The 22,982-nt window shown below is 64.1% G+C and carries 29 protein-coding genes and 1 pseudogene; 15 read left to right on the forward strand and 15 right to left on the reverse strand.

All coding sequences use genetic code 11. The features are described 5' to 3' along the window. The first annotated feature begins 27 nt into the window (after positions 1-27). The 4 genes from AC5Y5W_RS14115 to AC5Y5W_RS14130 all read left to right on the forward strand — a co-directional run bounded on the left by AC5Y5W_RS14115 (position 28) and on the right by AC5Y5W_RS14130 (position 1,893). Complete coding sequence (locus AC5Y5W_RS14115) at positions 28-702, forward strand: winged helix-turn-helix transcriptional regulator (RefSeq protein ID WP_500010243.1); 675 nt, start codon at positions 28-30, stop codon at positions 700-702. Between the two features lie 115 nt (positions 703-817). Next, entirely contained in the window at positions 818-1,243 is a 426-nt protein-coding gene (locus AC5Y5W_RS14120; protein ID WP_500010244.1) for a cellulose-binding domain-containing protein, read from the forward strand. A gap of 115 nt (positions 1,244-1,358) precedes the next feature. After that, positions 1,359-1,592, forward strand: a complete 234-nt coding sequence (locus AC5Y5W_RS14125; protein ID WP_500010245.1) for a hypothetical protein — start codon at positions 1,359-1,361, stop codon at positions 1,590-1,592. Then, positions 1,582-1,893: a type II toxin-antitoxin system PemK/MazF family toxin gene (locus tag AC5Y5W_RS14130; RefSeq protein WP_500010246.1), complete on the forward strand. Its 312-nt coding sequence runs from the start codon at positions 1,582-1,584 to the stop codon at positions 1,891-1,893. Before AC5Y5W_RS14125 ends, AC5Y5W_RS14130 begins: the two co-directional genes overlap by 11 nt. Positions 1,894-2,074: 181 nt before the next feature. On the opposite strand, the gene AC5Y5W_RS14135 is transcribed toward AC5Y5W_RS14130, so the two are convergent. Next, the gene (locus AC5Y5W_RS14135; protein WP_500010247.1) at positions 2,075-2,890 is read right to left on the reverse strand and encodes a DUF1906 domain-containing protein; all 816 of its coding nucleotides are present in this window, start codon (positions 2,888-2,890) and stop codon (positions 2,075-2,077) included. Positions 2,891-3,225: 335 nt separating this feature from the next. Here AC5Y5W_RS14135 and AC5Y5W_RS14140 point away from each other — a divergent pair, with 335 nt between their 5' ends. Both AC5Y5W_RS14140 and AC5Y5W_RS14145 read left to right on the forward strand, forming a co-directional pair. Further along, entirely contained in the window at positions 3,226-3,432 is a 207-nt protein-coding gene (locus AC5Y5W_RS14140; protein ID WP_500010248.1) for an antitoxin MazE-like protein, read from the forward strand. Further along, a complete protein-coding gene (locus AC5Y5W_RS14145) occupies positions 3,429-3,761 on the forward strand; it encodes a type II toxin-antitoxin system PemK/MazF family toxin (RefSeq protein WP_500010338.1) in 333 nt (110 codons plus the stop codon). Before AC5Y5W_RS14140 ends, AC5Y5W_RS14145 begins: the two co-directional genes overlap by 4 nt. A 467-nt stretch (positions 3,762-4,228) precedes the next feature. Here the strand turns inward: AC5Y5W_RS14145 and AC5Y5W_RS14150 are convergent, their stop codons facing one another. Further along, on the reverse strand, positions 4,229-4,693 hold the full coding sequence (locus AC5Y5W_RS14150) for a nitroreductase family deazaflavin-dependent oxidoreductase (RefSeq protein ID WP_500010249.1): 465 nt from the start codon (positions 4,691-4,693) through the stop codon (positions 4,229-4,231). Between the two features lie 27 nt (positions 4,694-4,720). Next, positions 4,721-5,386 (reverse strand): class I SAM-dependent methyltransferase, encoded by a 666-nt coding sequence (locus AC5Y5W_RS14155; protein WP_500010250.1) that lies wholly within the window; start codon positions 5,384-5,386, stop codon positions 4,721-4,723. 37 nt (positions 5,387-5,423) lie between these two features. Between AC5Y5W_RS14155 and AC5Y5W_RS14160 the strand changes: the two genes are divergently transcribed. From AC5Y5W_RS14160 to AC5Y5W_RS14170, 3 genes and pseudogenes are all read left to right on the forward strand, one after another. Beyond that, positions 5,424-5,858 carry a MarR family winged helix-turn-helix transcriptional regulator gene (locus AC5Y5W_RS14160; protein WP_500010251.1) on the forward strand — a complete coding sequence of 145 codons (435 nt, stop codon included), beginning with the start codon at positions 5,424-5,426 and terminating at the stop codon, positions 5,856-5,858. Positions 5,859-6,855: 997 nt separating this feature from the next. Further along, positions 6,856-7,224, forward strand: a pseudogene (locus AC5Y5W_RS14165) (thioesterase family protein); the annotation flags it as partial. Between the two features lie 70 nt (positions 7,225-7,294). Continuing rightward, entirely contained in the window at positions 7,295-8,440 is a 1,146-nt protein-coding gene (locus AC5Y5W_RS14170; RefSeq protein ID WP_500010252.1) for a thiolase family protein, read from the forward strand. Between the two features lie 9 nt (positions 8,441-8,449). Here AC5Y5W_RS14170 and AC5Y5W_RS14175 read toward each other — a convergent pair whose 3' ends face one another. Genes AC5Y5W_RS14175 through AC5Y5W_RS14195 form a run of 5 tightly spaced genes read right to left on the reverse strand, consistent with a single transcriptional unit; the run spans position 8,450 to position 13,482 of the window. Continuing rightward, positions 8,450-9,520, reverse strand: a complete 1,071-nt coding sequence (locus AC5Y5W_RS14175) for an ABC transporter ATP-binding protein (RefSeq protein ID WP_500010253.1) — start codon at positions 9,518-9,520, stop codon at positions 8,450-8,452. A gap of 3 nt (positions 9,521-9,523) precedes the next feature. After that, a complete protein-coding gene (locus AC5Y5W_RS14180; RefSeq protein ID WP_500010254.1) occupies positions 9,524-10,357 on the reverse strand; it encodes a carbohydrate ABC transporter permease in 834 nt (277 codons plus the stop codon). 2 nt (positions 10,358-10,359) lie between these two features. Next, positions 10,360-11,274 carry a carbohydrate ABC transporter permease gene (locus AC5Y5W_RS14185; RefSeq protein WP_500010255.1) on the reverse strand — a complete coding sequence of 305 codons (915 nt, stop codon included), beginning with the start codon at positions 11,272-11,274 and terminating at the stop codon, positions 10,360-10,362. Further along, positions 11,271-12,590 carry an ABC transporter substrate-binding protein gene (locus tag AC5Y5W_RS14190; RefSeq protein WP_500010256.1) on the reverse strand — a complete coding sequence of 440 codons (1,320 nt, stop codon included), beginning with the start codon at positions 12,588-12,590 and terminating at the stop codon, positions 11,271-11,273. The genes AC5Y5W_RS14185 and AC5Y5W_RS14190 overlap by 4 nt, the downstream gene beginning before the upstream one ends. Continuing rightward, the gene (locus AC5Y5W_RS14195; protein ID WP_500010257.1) at positions 12,583-13,482 is read right to left on the reverse strand and encodes a sigma-70 family RNA polymerase sigma factor; all 900 of its coding nucleotides are present in this window, start codon (positions 13,480-13,482) and stop codon (positions 12,583-12,585) included. Before AC5Y5W_RS14195 ends, AC5Y5W_RS14190 begins: the two co-directional genes overlap by 8 nt. Positions 13,483-13,560: 78 nt before the next feature. On the opposite strand from AC5Y5W_RS14195, the gene AC5Y5W_RS14200 reads away from it, so the two are divergent. Beyond that, positions 13,561-13,908, forward strand: a complete 348-nt coding sequence (locus AC5Y5W_RS14200; RefSeq protein ID WP_500010258.1) for a DoxX family protein — start codon at positions 13,561-13,563, stop codon at positions 13,906-13,908. A gap of 13 nt (positions 13,909-13,921) precedes the next feature. On the opposite strand, the gene AC5Y5W_RS14205 is transcribed toward AC5Y5W_RS14200, so the two are convergent. The 4 genes from AC5Y5W_RS14205 to AC5Y5W_RS14220 are packed head-to-tail and all read right to left on the reverse strand — an operon-like array spanning position 13,922 to position 15,777. After that, positions 13,922-14,716, reverse strand: a complete 795-nt coding sequence (locus tag AC5Y5W_RS14205; RefSeq protein WP_500010259.1) for a ketosteroid isomerase family protein — start codon at positions 14,714-14,716, stop codon at positions 13,922-13,924. Further along, a complete protein-coding gene (gene pncA / locus AC5Y5W_RS14210; RefSeq protein WP_500010260.1) occupies positions 14,713-15,276 on the reverse strand; it encodes a pyrazinamidase PncA in 564 nt (187 codons plus the stop codon). Before pncA ends, AC5Y5W_RS14205 begins: the two co-directional genes overlap by 4 nt. A gap of 35 nt (positions 15,277-15,311) precedes the next feature. Beyond that, positions 15,312-15,548 carry a hypothetical protein gene (locus AC5Y5W_RS14215; RefSeq protein ID WP_500010261.1) on the reverse strand — a complete coding sequence of 79 codons (237 nt, stop codon included), beginning with the start codon at positions 15,546-15,548 and terminating at the stop codon, positions 15,312-15,314. Next, positions 15,535-15,777 carry a DUF6400 family protein gene (locus AC5Y5W_RS14220; protein WP_500010262.1) on the reverse strand — a complete coding sequence of 81 codons (243 nt, stop codon included), beginning with the start codon at positions 15,775-15,777 and terminating at the stop codon, positions 15,535-15,537. The genes AC5Y5W_RS14215 and AC5Y5W_RS14220 overlap by 14 nt, the downstream gene beginning before the upstream one ends. 262 nt (positions 15,778-16,039) lie before the next feature. Here AC5Y5W_RS14220 and manT point away from each other — a divergent pair, with 262 nt between their 5' ends. The 3 genes from manT to mmpH are packed head-to-tail and all read left to right on the forward strand — an operon-like array spanning position 16,040 to position 19,099. Then, positions 16,040-17,311, forward strand: a complete 1,272-nt coding sequence (manT, locus tag AC5Y5W_RS14225; protein WP_500010263.1) for an MMP alpha-(1->4)-mannosyltransferase — start codon at positions 16,040-16,042, stop codon at positions 17,309-17,311. After that, a complete protein-coding gene (locus AC5Y5W_RS14230; RefSeq protein ID WP_500010264.1) occupies positions 17,305-18,036 on the forward strand; it encodes a class I SAM-dependent methyltransferase in 732 nt (243 codons plus the stop codon). The genes manT and AC5Y5W_RS14230 overlap by 7 nt, the downstream gene beginning before the upstream one ends. A 13-nt stretch (positions 18,037-18,049) precedes the next feature. Continuing rightward, a complete protein-coding gene (gene mmpH, locus AC5Y5W_RS14235) occupies positions 18,050-19,099 on the forward strand; it encodes an MMP endo-(1,4)-3-O-methyl-alpha-D-mannosidase (RefSeq protein WP_500010339.1) in 1,050 nt (349 codons plus the stop codon). Here mmpH and AC5Y5W_RS14240 read toward each other — a convergent pair. Then, positions 19,096-19,752: a class I SAM-dependent methyltransferase gene (locus tag AC5Y5W_RS14240; protein ID WP_500010265.1), complete on the reverse strand. Its 657-nt coding sequence runs from the start codon at positions 19,750-19,752 to the stop codon at positions 19,096-19,098. The two genes, mmpH and AC5Y5W_RS14240, sit on opposite strands and share 4 nt — an antisense overlap. Positions 19,753-19,827: 75 nt before the next feature. On the opposite strand from AC5Y5W_RS14240, the gene AC5Y5W_RS14245 reads away from it, so the two are divergent. Then, on the forward strand, positions 19,828-20,400 hold the full coding sequence (locus AC5Y5W_RS14245) for a TetR/AcrR family transcriptional regulator (protein ID WP_500010340.1): 573 nt from the start codon (positions 19,828-19,830) through the stop codon (positions 20,398-20,400). A 101-nt stretch (positions 20,401-20,501) separates the two neighbouring features. On the opposite strand, the gene AC5Y5W_RS14250 is transcribed toward AC5Y5W_RS14245, so the two are convergent. Both AC5Y5W_RS14250 and tnpA read right to left on the reverse strand, forming a co-directional pair. Next, on the reverse strand, positions 20,502-22,016 hold the full coding sequence (locus AC5Y5W_RS14250; protein ID WP_500010266.1) for an RNA-guided endonuclease InsQ/TnpB family protein: 1,515 nt from the start codon (positions 22,014-22,016) through the stop codon (positions 20,502-20,504). Then, on the reverse strand, positions 22,013-22,426 hold the full coding sequence (gene tnpA / locus AC5Y5W_RS14255) for an IS200/IS605 family transposase (RefSeq protein ID WP_500010267.1): 414 nt from the start codon (positions 22,424-22,426) through the stop codon (positions 22,013-22,015). Before tnpA ends, AC5Y5W_RS14250 begins: the two co-directional genes overlap by 4 nt. Between tnpA and AC5Y5W_RS14260 the strand changes: the two genes are divergently transcribed. After that, positions 22,425-22,934 carry a DUF6328 family protein gene (locus AC5Y5W_RS14260; RefSeq protein WP_500010268.1) on the forward strand — a complete coding sequence of 170 codons (510 nt, stop codon included), beginning with the start codon at positions 22,425-22,427 and terminating at the stop codon, positions 22,932-22,934. The genes tnpA and AC5Y5W_RS14260 overlap by 2 nt on opposite strands. Positions 22,935-22,982 lie beyond the last annotated feature (48 nt).

Here is a 22,982-nt window from a genome sequence, read left to right on the forward strand (position 1 = left end):
TGAATTATTGCTGGTAGCATAGGGTCCATGGCAGGAAAACGCAGATACGACACCGGCTGCGCAGTGGCCCACGCACTAGACCTGATCGGGGAGCGCTGGGCGTTATTGGTGGTTCGCGAACTATTGCTGGGCCCCAAACGCTTCACCGATCTACTGGCCGGCCTGCCGGGCGCCGGCCCGGACATGCTGACCCAGCGGTTGCGCGAGCTCACCGACGCAGAAGTGGTGCGTCGTCGTCGGCTCAGCCCACCCAGCGCGTCATGGGTGTACGAATTGACGCCTTGGGGAGCCGAGTTGGCGCCGATCGTTCTCGACCTGGCTCGCTGGGCCAGCCGCTCACCGACAATGCCCTACCACGCGCCAATTGGCGTCGATTCCGTGATGCTGTCGCTGACAGCGCTTTTCGACCGCGAGGCCGCGGCGGGTATGGACGCGACAATCGCCATACGCCTAGGTGACCAGTCGTTCCGGCTCCGCATCACCGGGGGTGAGCTCACCGTCGCGCGCGGCGAGCACGAACGGCCGGACGCCACATTGGAAACCGATCAGACCACGCTGCTGACGTTGCTACGCACCGACCGTGACCTCGACGAAATCCTTGGTGATGGATCGCTGCGCCTAGCGGGCGACCGCGCGCTCGTCGAAAGATTCCGACACCTATTTCCACTGCCGCAATCTGCTGGACCGGCGGCACGGACATAGCGCTCGGGTGGATCGAGACCAAGGTTTCACGACGGTTTCATTTGAGCAAAGGTACTGCAGCTTACCTGCGACGCGAAGGGCCGATAACGCCCGTTCGGCTTTAGTGTTGGCTGTTATGCCGGGACTGGACAACTACGTGAAGCGCTGGCGCACAGCGCTTCACGTAACCGTGGCGGTATTAATGGTTATCCTCGGACTCGCCATCGCCCCGGTAGCCTACGCGGCCGCGGTCACGGCGAAGTTGTCGGTGGAACATACGTGGCAGACCGGTTTCATCGCCCGCTTCACCATCACCAACGCGAGCATGGTGCCGCTAAGCGATTGGAAGCTTGAATTCGACATGCCGCTCGGACAATCCGTCTCGCACGCGTGGAACAGCACCGTCAGCCAATCTGGCACACACTTTGTCGTCACCCCCGCAAATTGGAATCGTGTCATTGCGCCCGGTGGCTCAGCTACAGGTGGTTTCCGAGGCGTGCTAAGTGGTGCCTACTCGCCACCGATCAATTGTGTGCTCAACGGGCAGTATCGTTGCACCTAGCGGCGACCGCCACTGAAAATCCAACCGCTCCGGACCCTCCTCCTGGCCATCTGCTTCTGAGCCTGAGAGGCTGCGAATAAGGTCATCGTCTTACAAAGTGTCGTACACTATTGCCATGGCTGACACGATCACCTTCCGACCAGACGAAGACACATCGAAGGCACTAGAGGTCTTGACCAAGGATGGAACGGCTGTATCCGCGGCGGTTCGAGCCGCCCTCGTTGATGCAGCACGGCGAAAGGCTAATGCAGCAATTCGCGCTGAGGCGGAAATGCTTGCCGAAGACGAGTCCGACCGCGCTGAAGGTATGCAGGTGCTGCGCGATATGGAGACGCTGCGTGCGTGGTGAGATCTTTCAGTTGCACGCCCCGCGGGGGAGCCGCGGTCGCGAGCAGTCCGGCTCCCGCTATGCCGTCGTCGTCCAGTCCGCTCACTTACCACTGTCGACCTGGCTGGTAGCGCCCACGTCCACGTCAGCTCGTGCCGCAAGCTTTCGTCCCCAGGTCGAAATCGGCGGAATGAACACCCGAATACTTGCCGAGCAGACGGCCGCGGTTGACCCGGGACGGCTGGGTAAGGGCGTCGGGTTCCTCAGCCTCGACGATATGCGCCGCGTTGATGCGGCACTGCGCATCGTGCTCGATCTCTAAAAGCTGCACCGACACATCGGATGGCCGCAACCACGAAAATCATTGGGACACAGCGCAACACATCCAGCGAAAACAGCCAGATTTACCGGTAACCCGTCATATTCGATGGTGCCGTATTCCTGCGACGGAGTGGCGCCGGCCGGCCGGCGGTGATCGCAGCTGCCACTTGCCGGTACAGCACCTACCGCACGTCGCCATACGGATGGAGGTTCCACTGGCCGCAGTCGGGGGCCAGGACGTCGTTGACGTCGACTTCGAGTCCGCCGACCCGCGGGCCGGGATTGGACGCGGTGCTCACCACGCGCTGATACAGAACGGCGGCGGGGTGGACCCGATTGCCGGACCAGGCTCGAGTTTGCCAGGCCCACCGGCGTCCAGTTGTGCCCGAAAAGCCGATAACGCCATCGGTCGCGGCCCACTGGCAGACATTGATGCCTCCGTAGACCCCGGTGCGTTGGACTCCAAGAACCGCATTGATTCCACGAAACCACTGCAGCGCGAGGCGATTCCAAGTGTCGCGGTTGATGTCCTCGTCGATGGTGAAGAAAATCGGAGCACTCTGGCCGCCGCCTGCCGCGGTGTGCAGCTGCCAAGCAGTACGCGCGTCTGCGATGCCGCCGGCGTAGCCCCGCGTGAAGTCCGACGGCGCCGTCCCATCTGGCTTGCCGTATTGGTAGTTACTGACGATCACCAAGCCCGCGGCTGTTAGTGACTCGGCGTAGGGCCGAGTGATCGGCTTGGCGCCAAACGACGAGCCAGGACGTGACCGCGAGACGTAGTTGATCACCCCGCTATATCCGGCAGCTCGGATTTGCTGCGCCGGAATCTGGCGCGCGGCGAAGTCGATCAGTTGAGGAGCGGCTGCGGCCGCCGGGGGCGTGCCGCATCCTACTGATGCGGCACCCAGACCGGCCAACGCAGTCGCGTAGCGCAACGCGTCGCGCCGGGAAACCGTACGCAGCCGTCCATGGCTGGCCGCCGGGGACAAATTGCGCATCGCGCGATGTTAACGATGTGACTGCTGTTAACGGTAGACGCGCGATGGTTACGTTTCCAAATGGACATCGGGCGGTGACCGTCCGACGAGGGACAGTGCCGTCGTCGAGATCCCAATGCGAACGTCGAGAACGGCGCAAAGAGCAGGCGTCTATCGCCGCGCGTTGCGTGCTCACGAGCGAGTGCCGTGCGGAGGCGGGTTGATTCATCTGATGCAATATGCAGACCGCCCAGGCGAATCCGCAGATGGGAAGCTGCGGCTTGGATTCTTGTTTGCTGTCCAGGCCGCCCATTTTATTCCATCGCTCAGACGCTCGTTACATGTAACATGTGGGCATGGCAGTGAGGGAGAGGGTCAGCGAGTACCGAAGGCGGATGCGGGAGCGCGGCCTACGGCCGCTGCAGGTCTGGGTGCCTGACGTGCGCACTGAGAGTTTTTCCGCCGAGGCGCATCGCCAATCCTCGCTGGTCGCACGGGCGGATGAAAGCAGCGATGACCAGGACTTCATCGAAGCTGTCTCGACGCCATGGGACGAGGAGTGAACCGAGGAGAGATCTGGACCGTAGCGGGGGGTGTCTACACGAAGAAACCGCGACCCGCGGTGATTGTTCAGGATGATCTTTTCGATGCGACCAACTCGGTAACGGTTGCGCCGATGACCAGCACACCATTGGATGCTCCGCTGATACGCATTCGGATAGCCGGCGGAAACGGTCGGCTATCCGGACTCGACCACGACAGTGACGTGATGATCGACAAGCTCACAACTGTCAGGAGATCGAACGTCCACGCCCGAGTCGGTCGGCTGACGGCGGAACAAGTCGTCGAAGTCGAGCGAGCGATGATGGCATTCCTCGGCCTCGCACGATAAGCGAGAACCGTTGGACGGCAGCGAAATTTGGCCAGGGGGGAGTTTACTGGTAACCCGCCATATTCGATCCCGTCGTATTCCTCACGGTGAATCGCGAATGTTCCGAGGTTTGGCAAGGGGAGAAGTCGTGACCGTGGGCCACTGCGGCAGCCAGGGCCTCGACTGTCCCGAGTAGCGCGGTTTGCGCTCCAGTAGTCTGCTGGCCTCGTCTGCGCAGCCGTGTTGGCGTCAACGAGGGTAAGTACCGCCGCGAGGTCATGTTGGTCGCCGCTGAGGTTTCCCGCAGCGATCGCCTGTTGGACTGTGAGCGCGCCAGTTTCCGGGCCCAGTATTACCAGCGCTTCAGCGCGGAGCACGGTCTTGGGTTGTTCATCGAGCGGTGGCCCAACGTGGGTACCGGTTCTATCGATGCATCGCGAACCCGACGAGATGGGCGAACACGACGACATTGTGCAGCAGTTCCAGGCTCACCGGTTTCCCGGCCCATCCTGTGGGGACGGCTCCAGCCGGAAGATCGCGCATCGATGGGCGAGTGCTTCGAACTCTTCCGGGGTTCCCTGTTGTACCAGTCCGGCTCGCTTGTAGAACCCGACACCGGCGGGCACCGAGGTGGGGAATGCCCGCCAGACCGGCCGGGCTTGCTCGGCGGTCAGTTCAACGATGCGGACCTGACGGGCTTTGCGGCCCCGAGACAGAGTTCCGGCGCCGGCGGCGCGGGCATTGCGCGCCCAGTCCGCCCCCGGATAACCGCACGCGGTGTACAGATGCCCGTTCAACTCGAACGGCGTCATCGGTGTACTGCGCGGTTGGCCTGACTTGCGGCCGGGGACCGTCAGGACCTGGACCGGTCCGGTCGGAATACCCAATTTCTGCAAGGCCATCTGCACTTTGTTCATCGGCTTGAGCCACCGCGGTGGCCGGGGATCAGACATCCGACGGTTCTCCTTAAGGTGTGGTGGTCAGGTCAGGTGCGCGGTCAGCAACCAGGCGGGCAGGGAATCGCGGCCGTCGGGTTCGTCACGGACCTCGGCACCGGGCATCGCGGCGAGCCCGGCGTTGACGTGGATGCGGGCCGGGGCGATGTCGTCGATGGTCCAGTGTTGGGACACCACTTCGCGCAGCTCCCCGGCGGTGACGGCGTTGGGCGGCCCGTTGGGCACCCCGGCCCGGTCGAAGACCAGCACGAAATAGGACGCACCGGGGGCGGGGGCGCGGACGATCGATCGCTGGGTTGCCCTCCCGCGCGGCCACGGGGATGGAGCGAAATAGCGCGCAGTCTCCACGATCCTGCCGAACGTGCCGTCATAGCCGCCAAAGTCGCTGATGTCAGCGACCTCGAAGGTGACGTTGCCCAGACCGCCTCGGGCCGCTTCGGTGCGGGCCGCGTCGACGGCGGTCGGCGCCGCATCCAATCCGACCGTGGTGTAACCCAATTCGGCCAGCCGCATGGCGGTGATGCCTTCCCCGCAGCCCGCGTCGAGGACCTCGCCGTGAACCTCGCCCTGCTCGACCAGGGTGGCGATGTCGGATTGCGGCTCGTCGATACTCCACGGCGGCTTAGCGCCCAGACCCAACCCGGGAATCTCGCCCTGGTAAGCGAACTCGGAGTCCTTGGGTTCAGTCATGCACCAATAATTATCAAAGCGCCTGAGATATGTCAAAATGCATGACATGGGAGAGGCTCCACTCGGTTATCTGCTGTACCGAATCCTGGCGGCCTTGCGCCCGGCCGTCACCGCGGAACTGCGCCCGTTGGGCCTGACGCTGCCCGGGTTCGTCTGCCTGCGCAGCCTGTCGGCATCGCCGGGTCGGTCCAGTGCCGATCTGGCCCGGGATGCCAGCATCTCGCCGCAGTCCATGAATTACGTGCTGTTGACGTTGCAAGAGATGGGTGCCGTCGACCGGCCCGCCACGGTGTCCTCCGGTCGGGCACGCCCGGCCCGGCTGACTACCGAGGGCAAGACGCTGCTGGAAAAAGCCGAAGCGGCCGTTGGCCGGGCCGAGGATGCTGTCCTGTCCAACCTCCGCGCCGAGAAGCGACACGAACTCAAACGGCTCCTCAACGCGGTCGATCCCGGTCAGACTGAAATGGCCTGACGGGTTTTGGGTGACGAATCGTCCACCTGGTTGTCCGCCGCGAAACATTTCAGCTGTCACGGCCCGGCGTGAGATTGGTGATCGCGTCCCGCAGCGAAAAGCTCACGGGCGCAACACATCAACCGTCTCCAACTATGTCCTGATTGTTCCTGCCCAGGTCGACTGGGAGCAGCGGCCATTGATTGAAGATAGTTGCTGCACAACGTGTTCCGAAAACGCGGCGTTTACTGGCAACCCGCCGTATTCGATTGCGCCGTATTCCTTCGGGCGCGGGCCCGGCCGCACGCATTGCAACCGTTGAGATGGTCCAAGCATGTTCATAGTTTGCTAGCTAGGCGACGGGTGCCTACTAGCCAAATTCAGATTGTGCTATCGGACATGGATTACCCTGAACTCATTAAGGTGCCGGAGGTTGGCGCCTGACCCTGCGGGTGAGGGTCGCTCGGAACGAGCGTGATTCATCAGATGAAAACGGCGTACTTTACCCGACATAATGTCGCTTATCGGTAATTCGGATCGGCGCTGACAGTTGGGGTCCACCAGGTGTATCGTTGCCGTCTTCGCCGCATGCGCAGCGGAGTCACTCTGGAGCACCCAATGCCCAATCATCATCCGTCACGTTCATGGCGTGGTTGCGCAATGTGCAAGCCACATAAGCGCCGCGGTGCCGGCCGCGCGACCAAGGATCCCGTCGCTGCCCGTCGCCGACTCGGATACACCCGTCGGTACTCGCGTCGGTCAGTTGGACGCCACTAACTGCGAGGCCGATTCCCGTCCCTATCCTCCCGCGCCACGACAGCAATACGTCACTGTGACGATTTGCCGGGGCTGCGGTCTTACGTTGTTGGGCCGGCAGTTACGCTCATCGGCCAGATGCAGACGGATCGGAAACCGGCGATAGCAACTCGTAGTTGACGCCGAGTGTGCGATACGTCGGTTCGGCCCGCCGGTCGCACGTGATGAGCAGCAGCTTGTGCTTGCGGGCGACGACGACACCAACCAGACCTACATCCAGAGCCTGGACTGGCGGTGGCTGAACGACATCCTCAACAGCGTGCCGGCGGAATGTTGGGCCAGGCCCGTCGTCGACCTCGTCGCCGGCGAAACAATGACCCCCATGGAGCGCCTGTTCACCGTAGCGGACATCGCCAACGGCATGGGAAGCCGGCTCGCGGTGTCCGAATGGCTGTTCCTCAACCCCGACATCGTCGTGCACATCCACCGTGTCCCCGACGGCGAATGGGTCGGAGTGCGAGCCGAAACCCATTACGGTCGAGACGGAGTGGGTGTCTCACGCGGAACGCTTTTCGACCAGCAAGGAGCGGTCGCTGCAATACAGCAGGCCCAACTGGTGCGCCGCCGTTAGCGTATCAGCACAGTTACTGTAACGTTTACAGTTGGCTTTGCGCCAGCGGACGCTGAGGAGGATTCGCGCAATGAACGACGTCGCCATCATCGGGGTCGGCCTGCACCCGTTCGGCCGCTTCGAGGGCAAGTCGGCGATGGAAATGGGTGTCGACGCCATCTTCGCCGCAGTCGAAGACGCCGGCGTGGACTGGAAAGACGTACAGGCCGCTACCGGCGGCAGTTGGACCGTCGCGAACCCGGACGCCATCGTTGGCATGGTGGGCCTATCGGGCATCCCGTTCACCAACGTCTTCAATGCGTGCGCCACCGCCGCCAGCGCCGCGAAGGCGTGCGCCGACGGCATCCGGCTGGGCGACTACGACATCGGACTGGCCGTCGGACTGGACAAGCATCCCCGCGGCGCTTTCACCGAAGATCCCGCGTTGGTCGGCATGCCGAGCTGGTACGCCGAGAACGGGCAGTACCTGACTACGCAGTTCTTCGGTATGAAGGCCAACCGCTACCTGCACGACCACGGCATCTCGCAGCGAACGCTGGCCAGGGTCGCTGCCAAGAACTTTCGTAACGGTGCGCTGAACCCCAATGCCTTTCGGCGCAAACCGATCACCGAGGACGAGATCCTCAACTCGACAATGCTGAACTACCCACTGACCCAGTACATGTTCTGTGCACCCGACGAGGGCGCCGCGGCAGTGGTGATGTGTCGAGCCGACATCGCGCATCGCTACACCGACAAGCCGGTGTATCTGCGCGCGGTCGAGGTCCGGACCCGCCGCTACGGCGCCTACGAGGTCAACACCACGTTCGCGCCCGTCGAGCAGGACGTCGCGCCCACCGTTTACGCGGCGCGCGCCGCATTCGAAAAGGCCGGTGTGGCACCCGAAGACGTCGATGTCATTCAACTCCAGGACACGGATGCCGGCGCGGAGATCATTCACATGGCCGAGTGCGGATTTTGCGCTGACGGCGAGCAGGAGAAGCTGCTGGCCGACGGCGCCACCGAAATTCACGGCCGGCTTCCGATCAACACCGACGGCGGCCTGATCGCCAACGGCGAGCCGATTGGGGCATCGGGCTTGCGGCAGATTTATGAGATCGTCCGGCAATTGCGCAGCGAGGCCGGTGATCGTCAAGTTCCCGGCGAACCGAAGGTCGGTTTCGCCCAGTTGTACGGCGCACCCGGCACCGCCGCGGCGACAGTCCTCACGACCTGAAAGGCACGTCTAGGACAGTCGCCGGCCATCGGCGCCGAAGAAATGCAAATGGTCGGATCGAGGGCGCAGACGTACCCGGCTGCCACGTTGCGGCGGGTTACGACCGTCCGCGCGGGCGATCACCGGGTGGTCAGTCGCCGCGCCCGGCGTCGAGATCCTGCCGTAGAGGTAGGCGTCGGCGCCGAGCTCCTCGACCACGTCGATCTCCATCTCAACACCCAGACCACCGACCTCGAAGTCTTCGGGCCGGATGCCGACAGTGATTTCAGCGGCCACGTCGCCGATCTCGCGTGGCAATGGAATCAGCCAGTCCCCCAAGGTCACTGAACGGTCGGCAACCGGCAACGTGAACACGTTCATCGCCGGGGAGCCGATGAACTCCGCAACGAAGACGTTGACCGGGCTGCGGTAGAGCTCTCGCGGCGGTGCGTATTGCTGCAACACGCCGTCTCGCAGGACCGCAACCCGGTCCCCCATGGTCATCGCCTCGACCTGATCATGGGTGACGTACACGGTCGTGGTGCCCAGCCGTCGCTGCAATCCGGCGATCTGGTTACGCGTTTGCACCCGCAACTTCGCATCCAGGTTGGACAGCGGTTCGTCCATCAAGAAGACCTGCGGACGGCGCACGATCGCGCGGCCCATCGCCACCCGCTGGCGCTGCCCACCGGAGAGCGCTGCGGGTTTGCGGTCGAGGTAAGGCTCTAAGTCCAGCAAGCGCGCCGCATCCAGGATCCGGTCGCGAATCTCAGCTTTGCGAAGCTTGGCGATCTTCAGCGCAAAACCCATGTTCTGCGCCACCGTCATGTGCGGATACAGCGCGTAATTCTGGAACACCATCGCGACATCCCGATCCTTGGGATCGTCGTCGGTGACATCGCGGGCACCGATGCGGATGCGCCCGGTATCCACCGGTTCCAAACCCGCGATCATCCGCAGCGACGTCGTTTTGCCACATCCGGAAGGGCCGACCAGCACGACGAATTCGCCGTCGTCGACGGCCAGATCCAGCCTGTCCAGCGCGGGGCGCTGCGCTCCGGGATAGCGCCGTGTCGCCTGTTCGAAGCTCACTGATGCCATTGGCTAGCCACCGAATCCGGACATGGCGATCCCGCGGACGAAGGCTCGTTGTGCCACCGCATAGACGAGGACCAAGGGAAGCAGGATGAGCATGGACGCAGCCATCAGCACCGGCCACCGCGACACGTATTCGCCCTGCATCCGAACCAGCCCGAGCGTGAGTGTGGCGATGCTCTTGCGTTGCAGCATCAACAACGGCCACAGGAAGTCATTCCACACGTTGACCCACGTGAGCACCGCAAGCACCATGACTGCAGGCTTGGCGTGCGGCAGCAGGATCCGCCAATAGACCTGCCACGGCGAGCAGCCGTCCAGGATGGCGGCCTCCTCGAGTTCGTCCGGCAGCGTACGGAAGAACTGCCGCATCAGATAGGTGCCGAATGCCGTACCGAACAAGCCCGGCACGATCATCGCCCACGGCGTGTCCGTCCAGCCGGCAACGCGCATCAGAATGAATTGCGGGATGACAGTCACCGTCAGCGGCACCATCAACGTGCCCAGGTACAGGACGAAGACGATCTCTCGGCCCCGGAACGGCAGCCTGGCAAAGGCGTAGCCGGCCAGCGAGCAGAAGAACACCTGACCGGCCGTGATACATCCGGCGTAGAGCACCGTATTGACGAACATCCGCCAAAACGGCATCAACACAAACACTTCGCCATAGTTCGACCACTGCGGGTGCGACGGAAACAACGTCGGCTGGCTCACCTCGCCTTCGCTTTTCAACGAGCCCGACACCGCCCACAGAATCGGAAACAGGGCACACCACGCGACGCCGATCAGCGCCGTATAGAGCACCAGGCCGCGCACGATGCTGTGTTTGGTCAGGTGGCCCATGGTCAGTCTTCCCAAGCGCGCCGACGCGCTAACCGTAGCTGTAACGCCGTCAACACCAGCAGAATGGCGAACATCACCCAGGCCAGTGCGGATGCGTACCCGAACTCCAGGAAGGCGAAGGCGTGCTGAAACAGCATGATGCCCAACACATATGTCCCAGTCTCCGGACCACCGTTGCGACCGGTGAGCACATAGACGAGGTCAAATGCCTGGAACGCGTGAATGATCGAGATGCCCACCACGAATGACAGTGCGCCGCGGATCAGCGGGACGGTAATGGAGACGAACTGGCGTATCTCGCCGGCGCCGTCGATTCGGGCTGCCTCATAGACCGTTTCGGGAACACCCTGCATCGATGCCAGCAGGATGACGGTGGCAAACGGCACGCTCTTCCATACGCTGACCAAACACAGCGACACCATGGCCCAGTTGGGATCGACCAACCACGGGACCGGCCCGATCCCGATCCAGCCGAGCATGATGTTGAGCAAGCCATTGTCGGTGTTGAACACGAACTGCCACACCACCGCCATCACCACTGACGACATCGCCAACGGTAGAAAGACAACGGTACGAAAGATACCGATGCCCTTGATTTTTCGGTTCAAGAGACCCGCCACGGCCAGGCTGATCAGGACGGTCGGCACGATGGTTCCAACGGTGAATATCACCGTATTGCGCATCGCGATGAGAAAGAGCGGGTCGGCGGTGAACAACTGACGAAAATTCGCCAGTCCGACGGGCTTGGCGGGCCTGAACAGATCCCACTCCTGCACGCTCATGTACAACGAAAAACCGAGCGGAAACAGCATAAACACCGCTACCGCCGCCAGGTTCGGTACGACGAAAAGGCGTCCGGCCCAGGCGCGCCGCTGGGAAATTCTGCGTCGCCCAACTCGCTGATCGATCAATGTCATGGGTTGCGTAGCACCTCGTCGATCTCCTGCGTCAGCGCGCCTGCCAACGATGTCGCCGGCCGAGTGCCACGCAGAACCGGTCCGAAATTGCGGTCCATCAACGCGTTGATCTTTTCCCACCCAGGGGTGATCGGCAAACCCTCGGAGTGCGCGGGGCCGCCGGTCAGCACCGCGAGATTGCCGACTCTGCGATGCGCTTGAGCGAACCCGGTGGAATTGATCGCAGGCTTCAGTACTGGCACGAAAAGCCCTGTTTCGCCGATCAAGGCTTGCCCGACGGGTCCGGCGGCGAATTTCACGAACTCCCATGCTTGGTGTTTACGGCGGCTGTCGGCTGCGATCGCGAGACCCGTAGTACCGATATTCGACTGGGCCGCGCGGGATCGCGGACCGGTGGGCAACACGGTGACATCGAAATCCAGGCCGCGGGCCCGGTCGAATGTCTGGTAGCGCCAGTGTCCGCCCAGGGCCATCGCGGCCTTGCCCGAAGTGAATAGATCCATGGTGGACATCGACTGCTGCTCAGACGCGGTAGGTGCGACGTTGTGTTTATTGGCCAGGTCAGCGTAGAACTGCACACCCTCGATGAAAGCCTCGTTGCCAAAATTGAGGTGCGACGGGTTCATTCGCGGATCAGACCACGCGACGCCGTTATTCATGCCGAAGAGCCCCGCCGAGTAGGCGGCGACCCAGGTGTCGACGAACCCCCACTGGGTCACGCGTCCGGAGCGGTCGCGCTTGGTGAGAGCACTGGCCGTGGCAAGGAACTCGGCGAAGCTCCAGGGCCGGTCCCATTGTGTCGGTGGCGCCGGAAGGCCGGCCGCGGCGAACAGCTGCTTGTTGTAGAACAGAAAGTTGCCGGACCACTGTTCCGGAAAGGCGTACTGGCCCCCGTTGAACGTGAACGTGTCATACAACACGCCGATACTGTCGGCCGTCAGTTCGGCGGCGAATGGCCGGTCTTGGGCCAACATGGTATTCAGGTCCAGCAGCACCCCCCGGTCGGCCAAGCCGGCATAGCTGAATTCCCACGCCATCAGCACGTCCGGGCATTTGCCGCCCGCGCAAAACGTCGACATCTGCTGCATGGGGTCTGGACCCGACAGCAACGTCCGCACTTTGATGTCGGGATGCCGATGCTGGAAGGCGTCGACGATCCGCAGCCGCGCGTCCGCTTCTTCGGGATTGGCCGCGAAGAAAAAGGTGAGTGCGTCGTCGTCGGATGCGCATCCCGATTGCCACCACGTCAGCGACGTCGCGCCGAGCACACCGGCACCGCGCAACAGTGCCCGCCGTCCAAATGGCTTATCAGCCATGGTCATCCAGGCTCTCGCCGGCCGCGGCAAGTGTCAGGACGGTGCTGCTCAACCGATCGTCATCGCCGATGATGTCGATGGTGTGAATGCGATCATCCTCGATGCCGATGACCAGCAGCGCCTGGAGATGGCCGCCCGGCGCGACCGCAATGCCCGGTGCTCCGTTGGCGAGCACCACGACGCCTGCCCGCGAGCGGTGAGTGAACCGTCGGGTTTCCTCGGCGACCTGCTTGGCGCCGCGGATTTCGGTCGGCACATCGGCCGGCACCAGCCGGGGATCCACTCGGCGCACCACGTCCGGAGCCAACAGATTCATGAGGGCGGCGATATCGCCGCCGCGGGATGCCGTCAGGAAGGCGTCCACGATCTTGACGTGTTCGCCGGTGCGGCGGGTTTCCCCAGACGGTGCGCCGGAAAGTTGCGCTCGGGCACGGCTGGCCAGCTTCTTGGCCGCGTCGGGCGAGCGGCCCAACAGCTCGCCGATCGTCTCGAATGGCACCGCGAACACGTCGTGCAGCACGAAGGCGACACGCTGTGTCGGTGAGAGCCGGTCGATGACCACCAGCAGGGCCCGGCTGACCGAGTCGGCGAGCAGAGCGTCCTCGTCCGCGGGCGGCGCCGGGTTGGCCGGCACACGGTCGACACTGTCCAGCGGCAGTTCGGCGCGCCGTTTGCGGGTGCGCAATTGGTCGATCGCCTCGCGTGCGGTGATCGTGGTGAACCACCCAGTCGGATTCTCAACGGCGCCGAAGTCTGCGCGGCTGGCCTTGAGCCAGGCGGACTGCACCGCATCCTCGGCGTCGGCCGCCGAGCCCAATAGATGAAAAGCGACTGAGCGCAGGTGTCGCCGGTCTGCGTCAAACCGCTGGGCGAGATCGTCGAGCGTCGTCATGGTCACCTTTCCGGTATGGGAGCCGTCAAGCAGGTGACGAAATCCGCTCAACGTCCTTGTGTGAAGGAGACCAATCTCATGAGCATCGCATATTTTGTCGTCACCGCAGTCACCGTGGCCGTCACCGCGGGAATCGCCGTGGCCGACTACGTCCCCGCCAAATTCGTACTGGCGAACTCGGCTCAGGTTGGCGTGCCATCGTCATGGCTTCCTATGCTGGGCACGCTCAAGCTTGCCGGAGCCATCGGGCTGGTCGCCGGTCTGGTGCTGCCTGCGATCGGGATTGCGGCGGCGACCGGGCTGGTGCTGTTCTTCACCGGTGCGATCATCACCCATATTCGGGCCGGCGTGTTGTACAACATCGCCTTTCCGGGCGGTTATCTGCTGTTGTCGGCGACGTCGTTGGCGCTGCTGGCCGCGCAGTGACAACTGCGCCCGGTCAGTCGGAAAAGTAACGGATCCGGCGGATTTCGTTGCCACGCCGGGCCACGTCGGCGAACATCACACCGCGCCGGTGTCCCGACGCGATCGAGACCGCGACTGTGGGGCCCGCGCCGAGCACCTTCGTCCAGGTGGCGCCGTCGAGTCGCTGGATCAGATCGGCGACGTCCGCGCTGTCGTCCTCGCCGAAAGTCACTGCGGCAGTGGACGACAGTGTTCGCAGCGCCGCGAACCTGTCCCCGCGGGCGACAGCGTTGAGGAAGGTGTCCACTAGCCGCTTGTGCCGCGAACCGACGCGACGGAAACCGGCTCCGAAACCCACTGTGCCGCGCAACTTCTGGTTGCGTAACAATCCGCGCGTCAGCTGGACCGTTGCCGGCAGGGCAGATGTGCCGTTGCGCAGGAACTGCACCATCATGTCCGGTAGTTCCCAGTACGCCTGCAACACTGCGATCTTCCACTCGCCGTCGACCTCGCGCAGGTCGTAGCGAAGATAGGCGGGAATCCGCATTGTCACCGACGAACTCATCGCCACCTCGAGCTCGAGATCGCGGACGACGGCCGAGCCGGTCACGATGTCGAGGTCGCGATGGAAGGTGATGTCGCGCGGCCCGATGAAGGTGTCGTAGAAGCGGCCGATCTGCGCGTGGCCCACGTGCGACCAGGAACCGACGGGATCTTCGACGCGGCCGTCAGCGGTGAACAGCCCGACCCAGCCGGCACGGTCGTGGGCCGCGGCGGCTCGCGGCGACTGCTCCACTGCCGTCAGCAGATCCGACTGCGCGGTGCTCATGAGCTGCTCTGCTGCACGGCGACACCGGCGGTCTGCAGCGCGTCGACGGCTTGTGCGGTCGACTCCTCCGCCACTCCGGCGGTCAGATCCAGCAACACGCGCGTCGCAAAGCCCGCCTGGACGGCATCGTGGGCGGTCGCGCGGACGCACTGGTCGGTGGCCAAGCCGACCACGTCGACCTCGTCGACGCCGCGGTCGCGCAGCCAATCCGCCAGGCTGGTGCCCGAATCGTCGGCTCCGTCGAAGCCGCTGTATCCGGCGCTGTAGGCGCCTTTGCGGAACACCGCCTCGATACGTGTGGTGTCGAGGTCGGGGCAGAAATCCGCCCCGGGGCTACCGGCGAGGCAGTGCGGCGGCCAGCTCGACGAGTAGTCGGGATGGTCGGAGAAATGGTCACCGGGATCGATGTGGAAATCCTGGGTGGCCACCACATGCTGGTAGTCGCGAGCATCGGCCAGGTAGTCGGTGATGGCGCCGGCCACGGCGGCACCGCCGGTCACTTCCAACGAGCCGCCCTCGCAAAAGTCGTTCTGGACGTCGACGATGATCAACGCTCGCATATCACCCACCGTATCGCCGGTGGCCGAGGGACAGGCTAGGCCGCGGAGCGGCGCTGGCCGCGGCGGCGCGCACCGGTGTCCAGCGACCACAGATGCGCACAGGTTGGGCACTGCAGGTGAACCACCGCGGCGCTATTGCTGATCAGGTATTGCCAGTGCGTGTGGCAATTGCGACCACCTCGGCACACCTCGCAGGCGGCGCCGTGGTCGCAGTTCGGGCAGGCCAGCCAGGCGCGCCGGCTCTTGTCGGCGTCCGGATCAATCGGCAGCACGGTCCACCGCCCGGTCCGGCAACACCCCGGCCGCTACCAGCGCGTCGTAATGGCGCTGCTGCTCGGGGTCGAGGTTCGCGTAGAGCATGGCGTAGGCCCGCTCCTCTTCGGCGAGCGCCCGGACCGGATCCCAATCGGGGCCGATCGCTTCGAGGACAGCACTGCGACGCCGGACCTCGTCAAGGGTGAGGTCGTAGGCGAATTCCAGCGCGGTTGAGTTGATTGGCATCAGCCACTCCCAGCATTCGGGGCAAATGCAGGTTAGGCTGCCCTAAAATAGGCGGTTCGGGCAATGAGCTGCGTCACAGCGCGGTGTTGACCTCGGTCACACTTATCGAACGCACCGGTCGCGCCACGGGGAAGGCTGCGCGTTGCATCATGTAGCTTGTCAAATTATAGTCCAGACACGTGTCCAGACAGTTCGCTGACTTCCTCGCCGATCCCCCAACCGTGACCGTTGGCCGCGCCGCCATAGCGGGACCGGTGTGAGCATGCGGATTGCTCTGCTGTCCTATCGCAGCAAGACCCATTGCGGAGGGCAAGGCGTCTACGTTCGTTACCTTAGCCGCGGCCTCGTCGAGTTGGGACATCACGTCGAGGTGTTTTCCGGGCAGCCGTATCCCGAGGGTCTCGATCCGCGGGTGGTGCTGCGCGAGGTGTCCAGCCTGGACATGTACCGGGAACCCGATCCATTCCGCATTCCGCGTCCCCGCGAGATCCGTGACCGGATCGACCTGCTGGAGCTTGCCACCGTGTGGACGGCGGGCTTCCCCGAACCGCGCACTTTCAGCATGCGGGCAGCGCGGCTGCTGGCCGGTCGGCGCAATGACTTCGATGTGGTGCACGACAACCAGAGCCTGGGAGACGGACTGCTCGAGATCGCGGCAACTGGACTTCCGGTCGTGGCGACGGTTCACCACCCGATCACCCGCGACCGGCTATTGGACCTGGCGGCAGCGCAATGGTGGCGTAAGCCGTTGGTGCGCCGTTGGTATGGCTTCTTGGGGATGCAGGAGCGCGTCGCGCGCAGCATTGCGGACCTGCTGACGGTCTCGTCATCGTCGGCCACCGACATCACCACTGACTTCGGAGTCAATCCCGACCAACTGCACGTGGTGCCGCTGGGAGTCGACACCAGTGTGTTCGCCCCGTCGACGCGACCGCGAATTCCCGGGCGCATCATCGCGATCGCCAGCGCAGACACTCCCCTTAAGGGCGTCGCGCATTTATTGCAGGCCGTGGCCAAACTGCGCACCGAACACGATCTGGAACTGCAACTGGTCGCGAAGCTCGAGCCGAACGGTCCCACCGAGAAACTGATCGCCGAGCTCGGCATCTCCGATATCGTTCACACCTCCAGCGGCGTGTCCGACGCGGAGCTTGCCGGTTTATTTGCGTCTGCTGAAATTGCCTGTATTCCATCGCTTTACGAGGGCTTCTCGTTGCCGGCGGTGGAAGCGATGGCCAGCGGCACACCGATTGTGGCCAGCCGCGCCGGCGCCTTACCCGAAGTGCTCGGGCCTGACGGCACCTGCGCCCGCCTGGTGCGGCCCGGCGACACCGCCGAGTTGATCCGGGTGCTGGGTGAGCTGCTGAGTTCTCCCGAACAGCGCCGTCAACTCGGGGTGGCCGGCCGCCGCCGCGCACTTGACGTCTACAGCTGGGAATCGGTGGCCGCGCAGACGGTTCGCGTCTACGAACGGGCGATCGAACGCAACACGCAGATTGGCGATGCCACCGAGCCGGTGGGTGAGCCGTGCTGACGGTGGACTTCGACCGGCTCGGCGTCGGGCCCGGAACCAAGCTCATCGATGTTGGGTGCGGAGCGGGCCGGCACAGCTTCGAGGCTTACCGCCGCGGTGCCGACGTCATCGCGTTCGATCAGGATTCCGATGAATTGGCGAACGTCGGCACTATCTTGCGTGCGATGGCGCAGGCCGGTGAAGCACCGGCGTCGGCCAGTGCCGAGACGGTCGTCGGCGACGCGCTGCGACTGCCCTATCCCGATGCCACCTTCGACTGCGTCATCGCATCGGAGATCCTGGAGCATGTCCCGGCCGACGACACGGTAATCGCAGAGCTGGTTCGCGTCCTCAAAGTCGGTGGCGCCCTGGTGGTCACCGTGCCCCGGTGGTTGCCCGAGCAGGTGTGTTGGCTCCTGTCTGAGGACTACCACAACAACGACGGCGGTCACATCCGGATCTACCGGGCAAGCCACCTACGTGACAAAATCGCGGCTGGCGGCCTGAACTTCACTCATACTCACCATGCTCATGCGCTGCATGCGCCCTTCTGGTGGTTGAAATGCCTCGTCGGGGTTTCTAACTCCGATCATCCTGCTGTCGCCGCGTATCACCGAATGCTGGTGTGGGACATGATGCGCCGGCCATGGGTCACCCGACTGGCCGAATCAGCGCTCAACCCACTTGTCGGCAAGAGTGTCGCGTTGTACTTCGAGAAACCGGTGCCTGCTGTTGAATTGGTATGACGCGCCGGGTGTCATGGACGTGCTGACCCCCGAGCAATGCCGGCAAACAGCGGAATCGATTGCTGCGGTTCAGGAGTCGTCAGGCGCGATCCCATGGTCGGAGGGCGGTCATACCGATCCGTGGGATCACGTGGAATGTGCGATGGCGCTCACCGTCGCGGGACTGATGGACCCGGCGCGCCACGCGTTCGACTGGAGTCGGCGCCAACAGCGCGCGGATGGCTCCTGGCCCATCCAATTGCGGGCCGGTGTCGTCGAGGACGCCAACAGTGACAGCAACTTCTGCGCCTACATTGCGGTCGGAGTCTGGCATCACGTGCTGGTCACCGGTGACAGCACTTTCGCCAGCGAGATGTGGCCGACGGTACGTGCGGCCATCGAATTCGTACTCGGACTGCAATTGGAAGGCGGCGAAATCTGCTGGGCCCGCAGCTCTTCCGGCCCGGTTACCGAGGCACTATTAACCGGATGCGCAAGCATATTCCATAGCCTGCGCTGCGCCCTGGCCTTGGCGAATTACCTCGACGAGCCACAACCGGAATGGGAGCTCGCACTCGGCCGACTGGGCCATGCAATCGCCGCACATCCCTCGGTGTTCACCGAGAAGCCGCATCACTCGATGGACTGGTACTACCCCATCCTGGGCGGCGCACTGCGCGGCCCAGCCGCGACCGCCCGAATCGCCGAGCGATGGGGCGATTTCGTGGTGGACGGACTCGGGGTTCGCTGCGTGGATGACCGGCCGTGGGTCACCGGCGCCGAAACCTGCGAGCTGGTCCTGGCGCTTGAGGCGATGGGCAGCCGCAACGCGGCCCTGCGCCAGTTCGCGGCTATGCAGCATCTGCGCGAAAGCGACGGATCCTATTGGACCGGCTTGGTGTTCAGCGACGGCAAGCGCTGGCCGGTCGAGCGGACCACCTGGACGGGCGCTGCAGTGATCCTGGCGGCCGACGCGCTGTCGGCCACCACGCCGGGAAACGGCATCTTCCGCGGCGCCGATCTGCCCCGCGGCCTGGAGAGCGATTACGACTGCGAGTGCGCGATCAGTCCAACGGATCGCTAGACCTGATCGGCGGCCTTTTCCGCCGTCCGCTCCAGCACGCGCAGTGTTCCGGTGACGGATCTCTCGGTGAACTCGCCGCTTTGCAGTGCACGGCAATAGATCTGGTACGGCGCTTGGCCGCCGTCGCGCGGATCGGGAAACACGTCGTGAATGATCAGGGCTCCGCCGAGGCTGACCCATCGTGCCCAGCCGTCGTAGTCCTGGTGGGCGGCGGCTTCACTGTGGCCGCCGTCGATGAACAGTAGCTGCAGCGGTGTGCGCCAGGCCCGTGCTACGACGCCGGATTTGCCTACGACCGCGACGACATTGTCGTCGAGGTCGGCGTCATCGAGGGTGCGGCGGAAAGCCGGCAGGGTGTCGAAGCGTCCGGAGTCGTTGACCATCGATGTGTCGTGGTACTCCCAGCCCGGCTGGTGCTCTTCGGAGCCGTGGTGGTGATCGATGGTGAACAGCACGCTGTCGCCTGCGACCGCCGCCGCGCCCAACAGCACCGTTGATTTGCCGCAGTAGGTCCCGATCTCTACTCCCACACCGTGATCGAAGTAGCGCAATGCGGCGTCGTAGAGCGCCCGTCCCTCGTCGGCAGGCATGAAGCCGGTCACCCGATCGGCGAGGTCAAACAGCTGGCGGGTGCGCTCGGCGGGGGTTGTCATCACCAGAACCTAACTATCGAATCGGCAACGGCCGATGGTTGCCGCCCATATTACGGTGTAGTAGTGTCCAGACACGTGTCCGACCCGGTAGCTCGGGAGTCGACCAGACGCCGACTGACCGCCAAGCAAGCCGACACAGTTGACCGGCTGGGTCACGCCGCGATCGGGGTCCTGAGCCGAGAAGGCTTCGCCGGGTTGACGATTCGGATGGTGGCCGCTGAGGCCGGAGTTGGCGCGGCCACGGCCTACACATATTTCGCGTCCAAGGAGCACCTCGTCGCCGAGGTTTTCTGGCGGCGGTTGGCCTCCAGCCCGGTTCCGCCCAACGACTCCCCCGACCCCGCTGCCCGCGTCATCGCGGTGCTGCGCCAGATCGCGCTGCTGATTGCCGACGAACCAGAGCTGGCCGGCGCGGTCACCAACGCTTTGCTGGGCAGGGACCCGGAAGTCAAGCATCTGCGGTTGCGTATCGGCCGCGAGATCCACCAGCGTCTGGTCACGGCGCTGGGGCCCGACTGCAACCCGGACGTGGTCGAATCGCTGGAGTTGCTGTATGCGGGCGCGCTGGTCCGCGCCGGCATGGGATACGCGTCGTATGCGCAGATCGCCGACCGGCTCGAGTCCTCGGCGCGTGTGCTGTTGACATAGCTGCGGTTGCGGCCGGACGGCGCTCAGGACTGGGCTGGGGCTGGCATGATCACCGCATTTGACATCCTCCACCGTTTAAAAGCGGTGGATTCCCTTGGCCGTTAGGCGGCGTTGGGTGGTTTGCGGTTCATCGCAGATGCCGCCGGCCCAGGGGCCGAACCCGTGTGGGGGTCGGTCTCGCTCTTGCTCCCCGCCTGGCTGACGGCTTCGCCGCCCGCGTTCGCCGCGGATGTCCCAGCCAGTTGTTCGGTTTGCGCTGCCCAGCGGGTGAGGGCTTCCTCACGCACGTTGATGGCAGCGTTGGTGTCAGCATTGCCGGTCCAGGCGCACGCGAGGCAACGAAAGACCGCTTGGCTTTTACGGTTTTCTTTGCGCGTGTGCCCGCACTGATGGCAACGCTGACTGGTGTACGCGGCGGGCACAACGACAAACGGCACCCCCGCCAGGTTGGCTTTGTATGCGATGCACTTGGCAACTCTGCCGAGCGCGGCATGCTGCAGCATCCGGTTGAGCCCCCGCTTGGCCGCAGCCCCTTTCCCTTTGCCCCGCCGGGTCATCCGGTCCAGTGACAGCTTCTCGATTCCGATGAAGTCGTGCCCACGCACGAGTTGGGTGCTGAGCTGGTGCGCGAAATCCTCACGTACACGAGCCTGTTTGGCGGCCAGGCCAGCAGCGGCGCTCTTGTGTACTTGGTAGCGTTTGGACTCCCAAAATCGGCGCCCCTGCCCGGCGGCGATCAACTTGGACTTGGCCATCCGCCTCTGATGGAATTTGCGCTGATTGTCCAGGGCAGCGGTGTCGGGGGCGTCGTAGAAACCGCCGCGGTCATCGGCGGCGGTGTGCACCACGCCGCGATCAAGCCCGATCACCTCACCCGTTCGGACCTGGCCAGTTACCGGTAGCGGTTCGTTGACGAACACCAGCTGGCGGCGTGTCCAATTCACCCGCACCGACGTGTAGGCGCGGATCGGCTGCGACAACCGGACGTGCAGCGTGATCCGCCAGGCCAGCTTGCGCGGTTTACCATCGGGTCCCAAACCTGGCGCGCGGTGCGTTCTCGGGTTAGCGCCGCTGATCGTCACCATGCCAGAGCGGCGGCCTGTCTTGGTGAAGACCGCGTTGCGGCCACCGTTGAACCAACACACAAACCGCTGATCGCAATCCTTACGACGGAAACCGGGCATCGCCCCCGGTCGCCGGCCCGCAGCCATGTTGGTCTTGCGGCGTTTGGCCGCTGAGAACCAGTCCATCGCCTCGGTTTTCAACGTCGCCTCCAGAACATAACCAGGCATCGCCGCCAGGAAACTATGTGTGCGGCGTGCCTGGGCGTCGGTGATATCGGTGACCGTGTTACCGATCGGCACCAGCACCGGCGCCCCGGCCGGATCGATCACCATCAGCGGATCACCGTCGCGGTCTTGGCAGGTCAAGTACCGGCAGCGTTTAGATCGGCGCTGGTTGAACCGGAACCGGAACCCATCGCAGAGCCAGCCCAACACCTCATCGGGGTTGGCCGACCACACCGGCGCCCTGGTCCCATCCGGCTCCGTGACCTCACCTAGATAGACCGCACTGCCATGCACGCGGACGTTGCTGATCTTGACCCGTTGGCTCATGACGCCAACACCGCGTCCCACTGATGCTCAATGTCGCGGCGCACCGTCGTCTCCGACACATAGCCGACAGAGGCGGCGAAGTACGCCGGCGACCACAACACCTTCGCGAAATTCCGCTGGTGCGGGAACTCTTCACGCAGCACTCGCGCGGTGCGTCCTTTGAACGCGCGCACTACCGTCGTCTGCGCGTCGGTCGCCCCGACCCGCACGAACAGGTGCACATGATCGGGCATCACTTCATGAGCCACGATCTGCCAACCGTGCTCGTCGGCGATCGGCTCGATCAGCTCATCCAAGCGGCGAGCCACCCGCCCGCCCAGCACCCGGCGCCGGTACCTCGGGCACCACACTAGATACAGGCCCAGCGCGCACACGCCTTCCGGCGCGCGACGAAACCGCTGACCTGACATGACGCGAAGGTTACGCAATGACACCGACAAAACTTACGTAACGACACTGTTCACCTACGCCCCGATTCCCCGGCCGCTAAAGCGACGGCACCCTCGCGGCTCATCGGTGGTGCAGACCGGGGTGCAGTTGCTGACCGGCTTCCTTTTGACACTGCCCTTCCAGCAACGGTTCGACCAACTCGGTGAGCCGATGCGGATGGTGTATCTGGTTACGGTGGCCTGCTCGATCAGCTCGACGGTGCTATTGATCGCTCCAGTCGGGATGCACCGCTTGCTGTTTCGCCGGCATCGGCTGCGACCGCTGGTATCGACGGCCCATCGGTTCGCCTACGCCGGACTGGTGCTGCTGGGCTTGGCCCTGGTCGGCGTCACCGTGGTCATTTTCGGTTCGGTCGCCGGCCACGCCGCCGGCGTCGTCGCGGGCGGCTGTGCGCTGATCGCGCTCGGCGGTTTATGGGTGGCTTTGCCACTGTGGATGCGCACGACGAGCGGTCCGCGAGCCCGCTGAGCGATGATCCGACCGGTTTGCGGACCGGTCAGCCCGGGAACACACCGG

The sequence above is a fragment of the Mycobacterium sp. NGS51 genome (assembly GCF_059812525.1).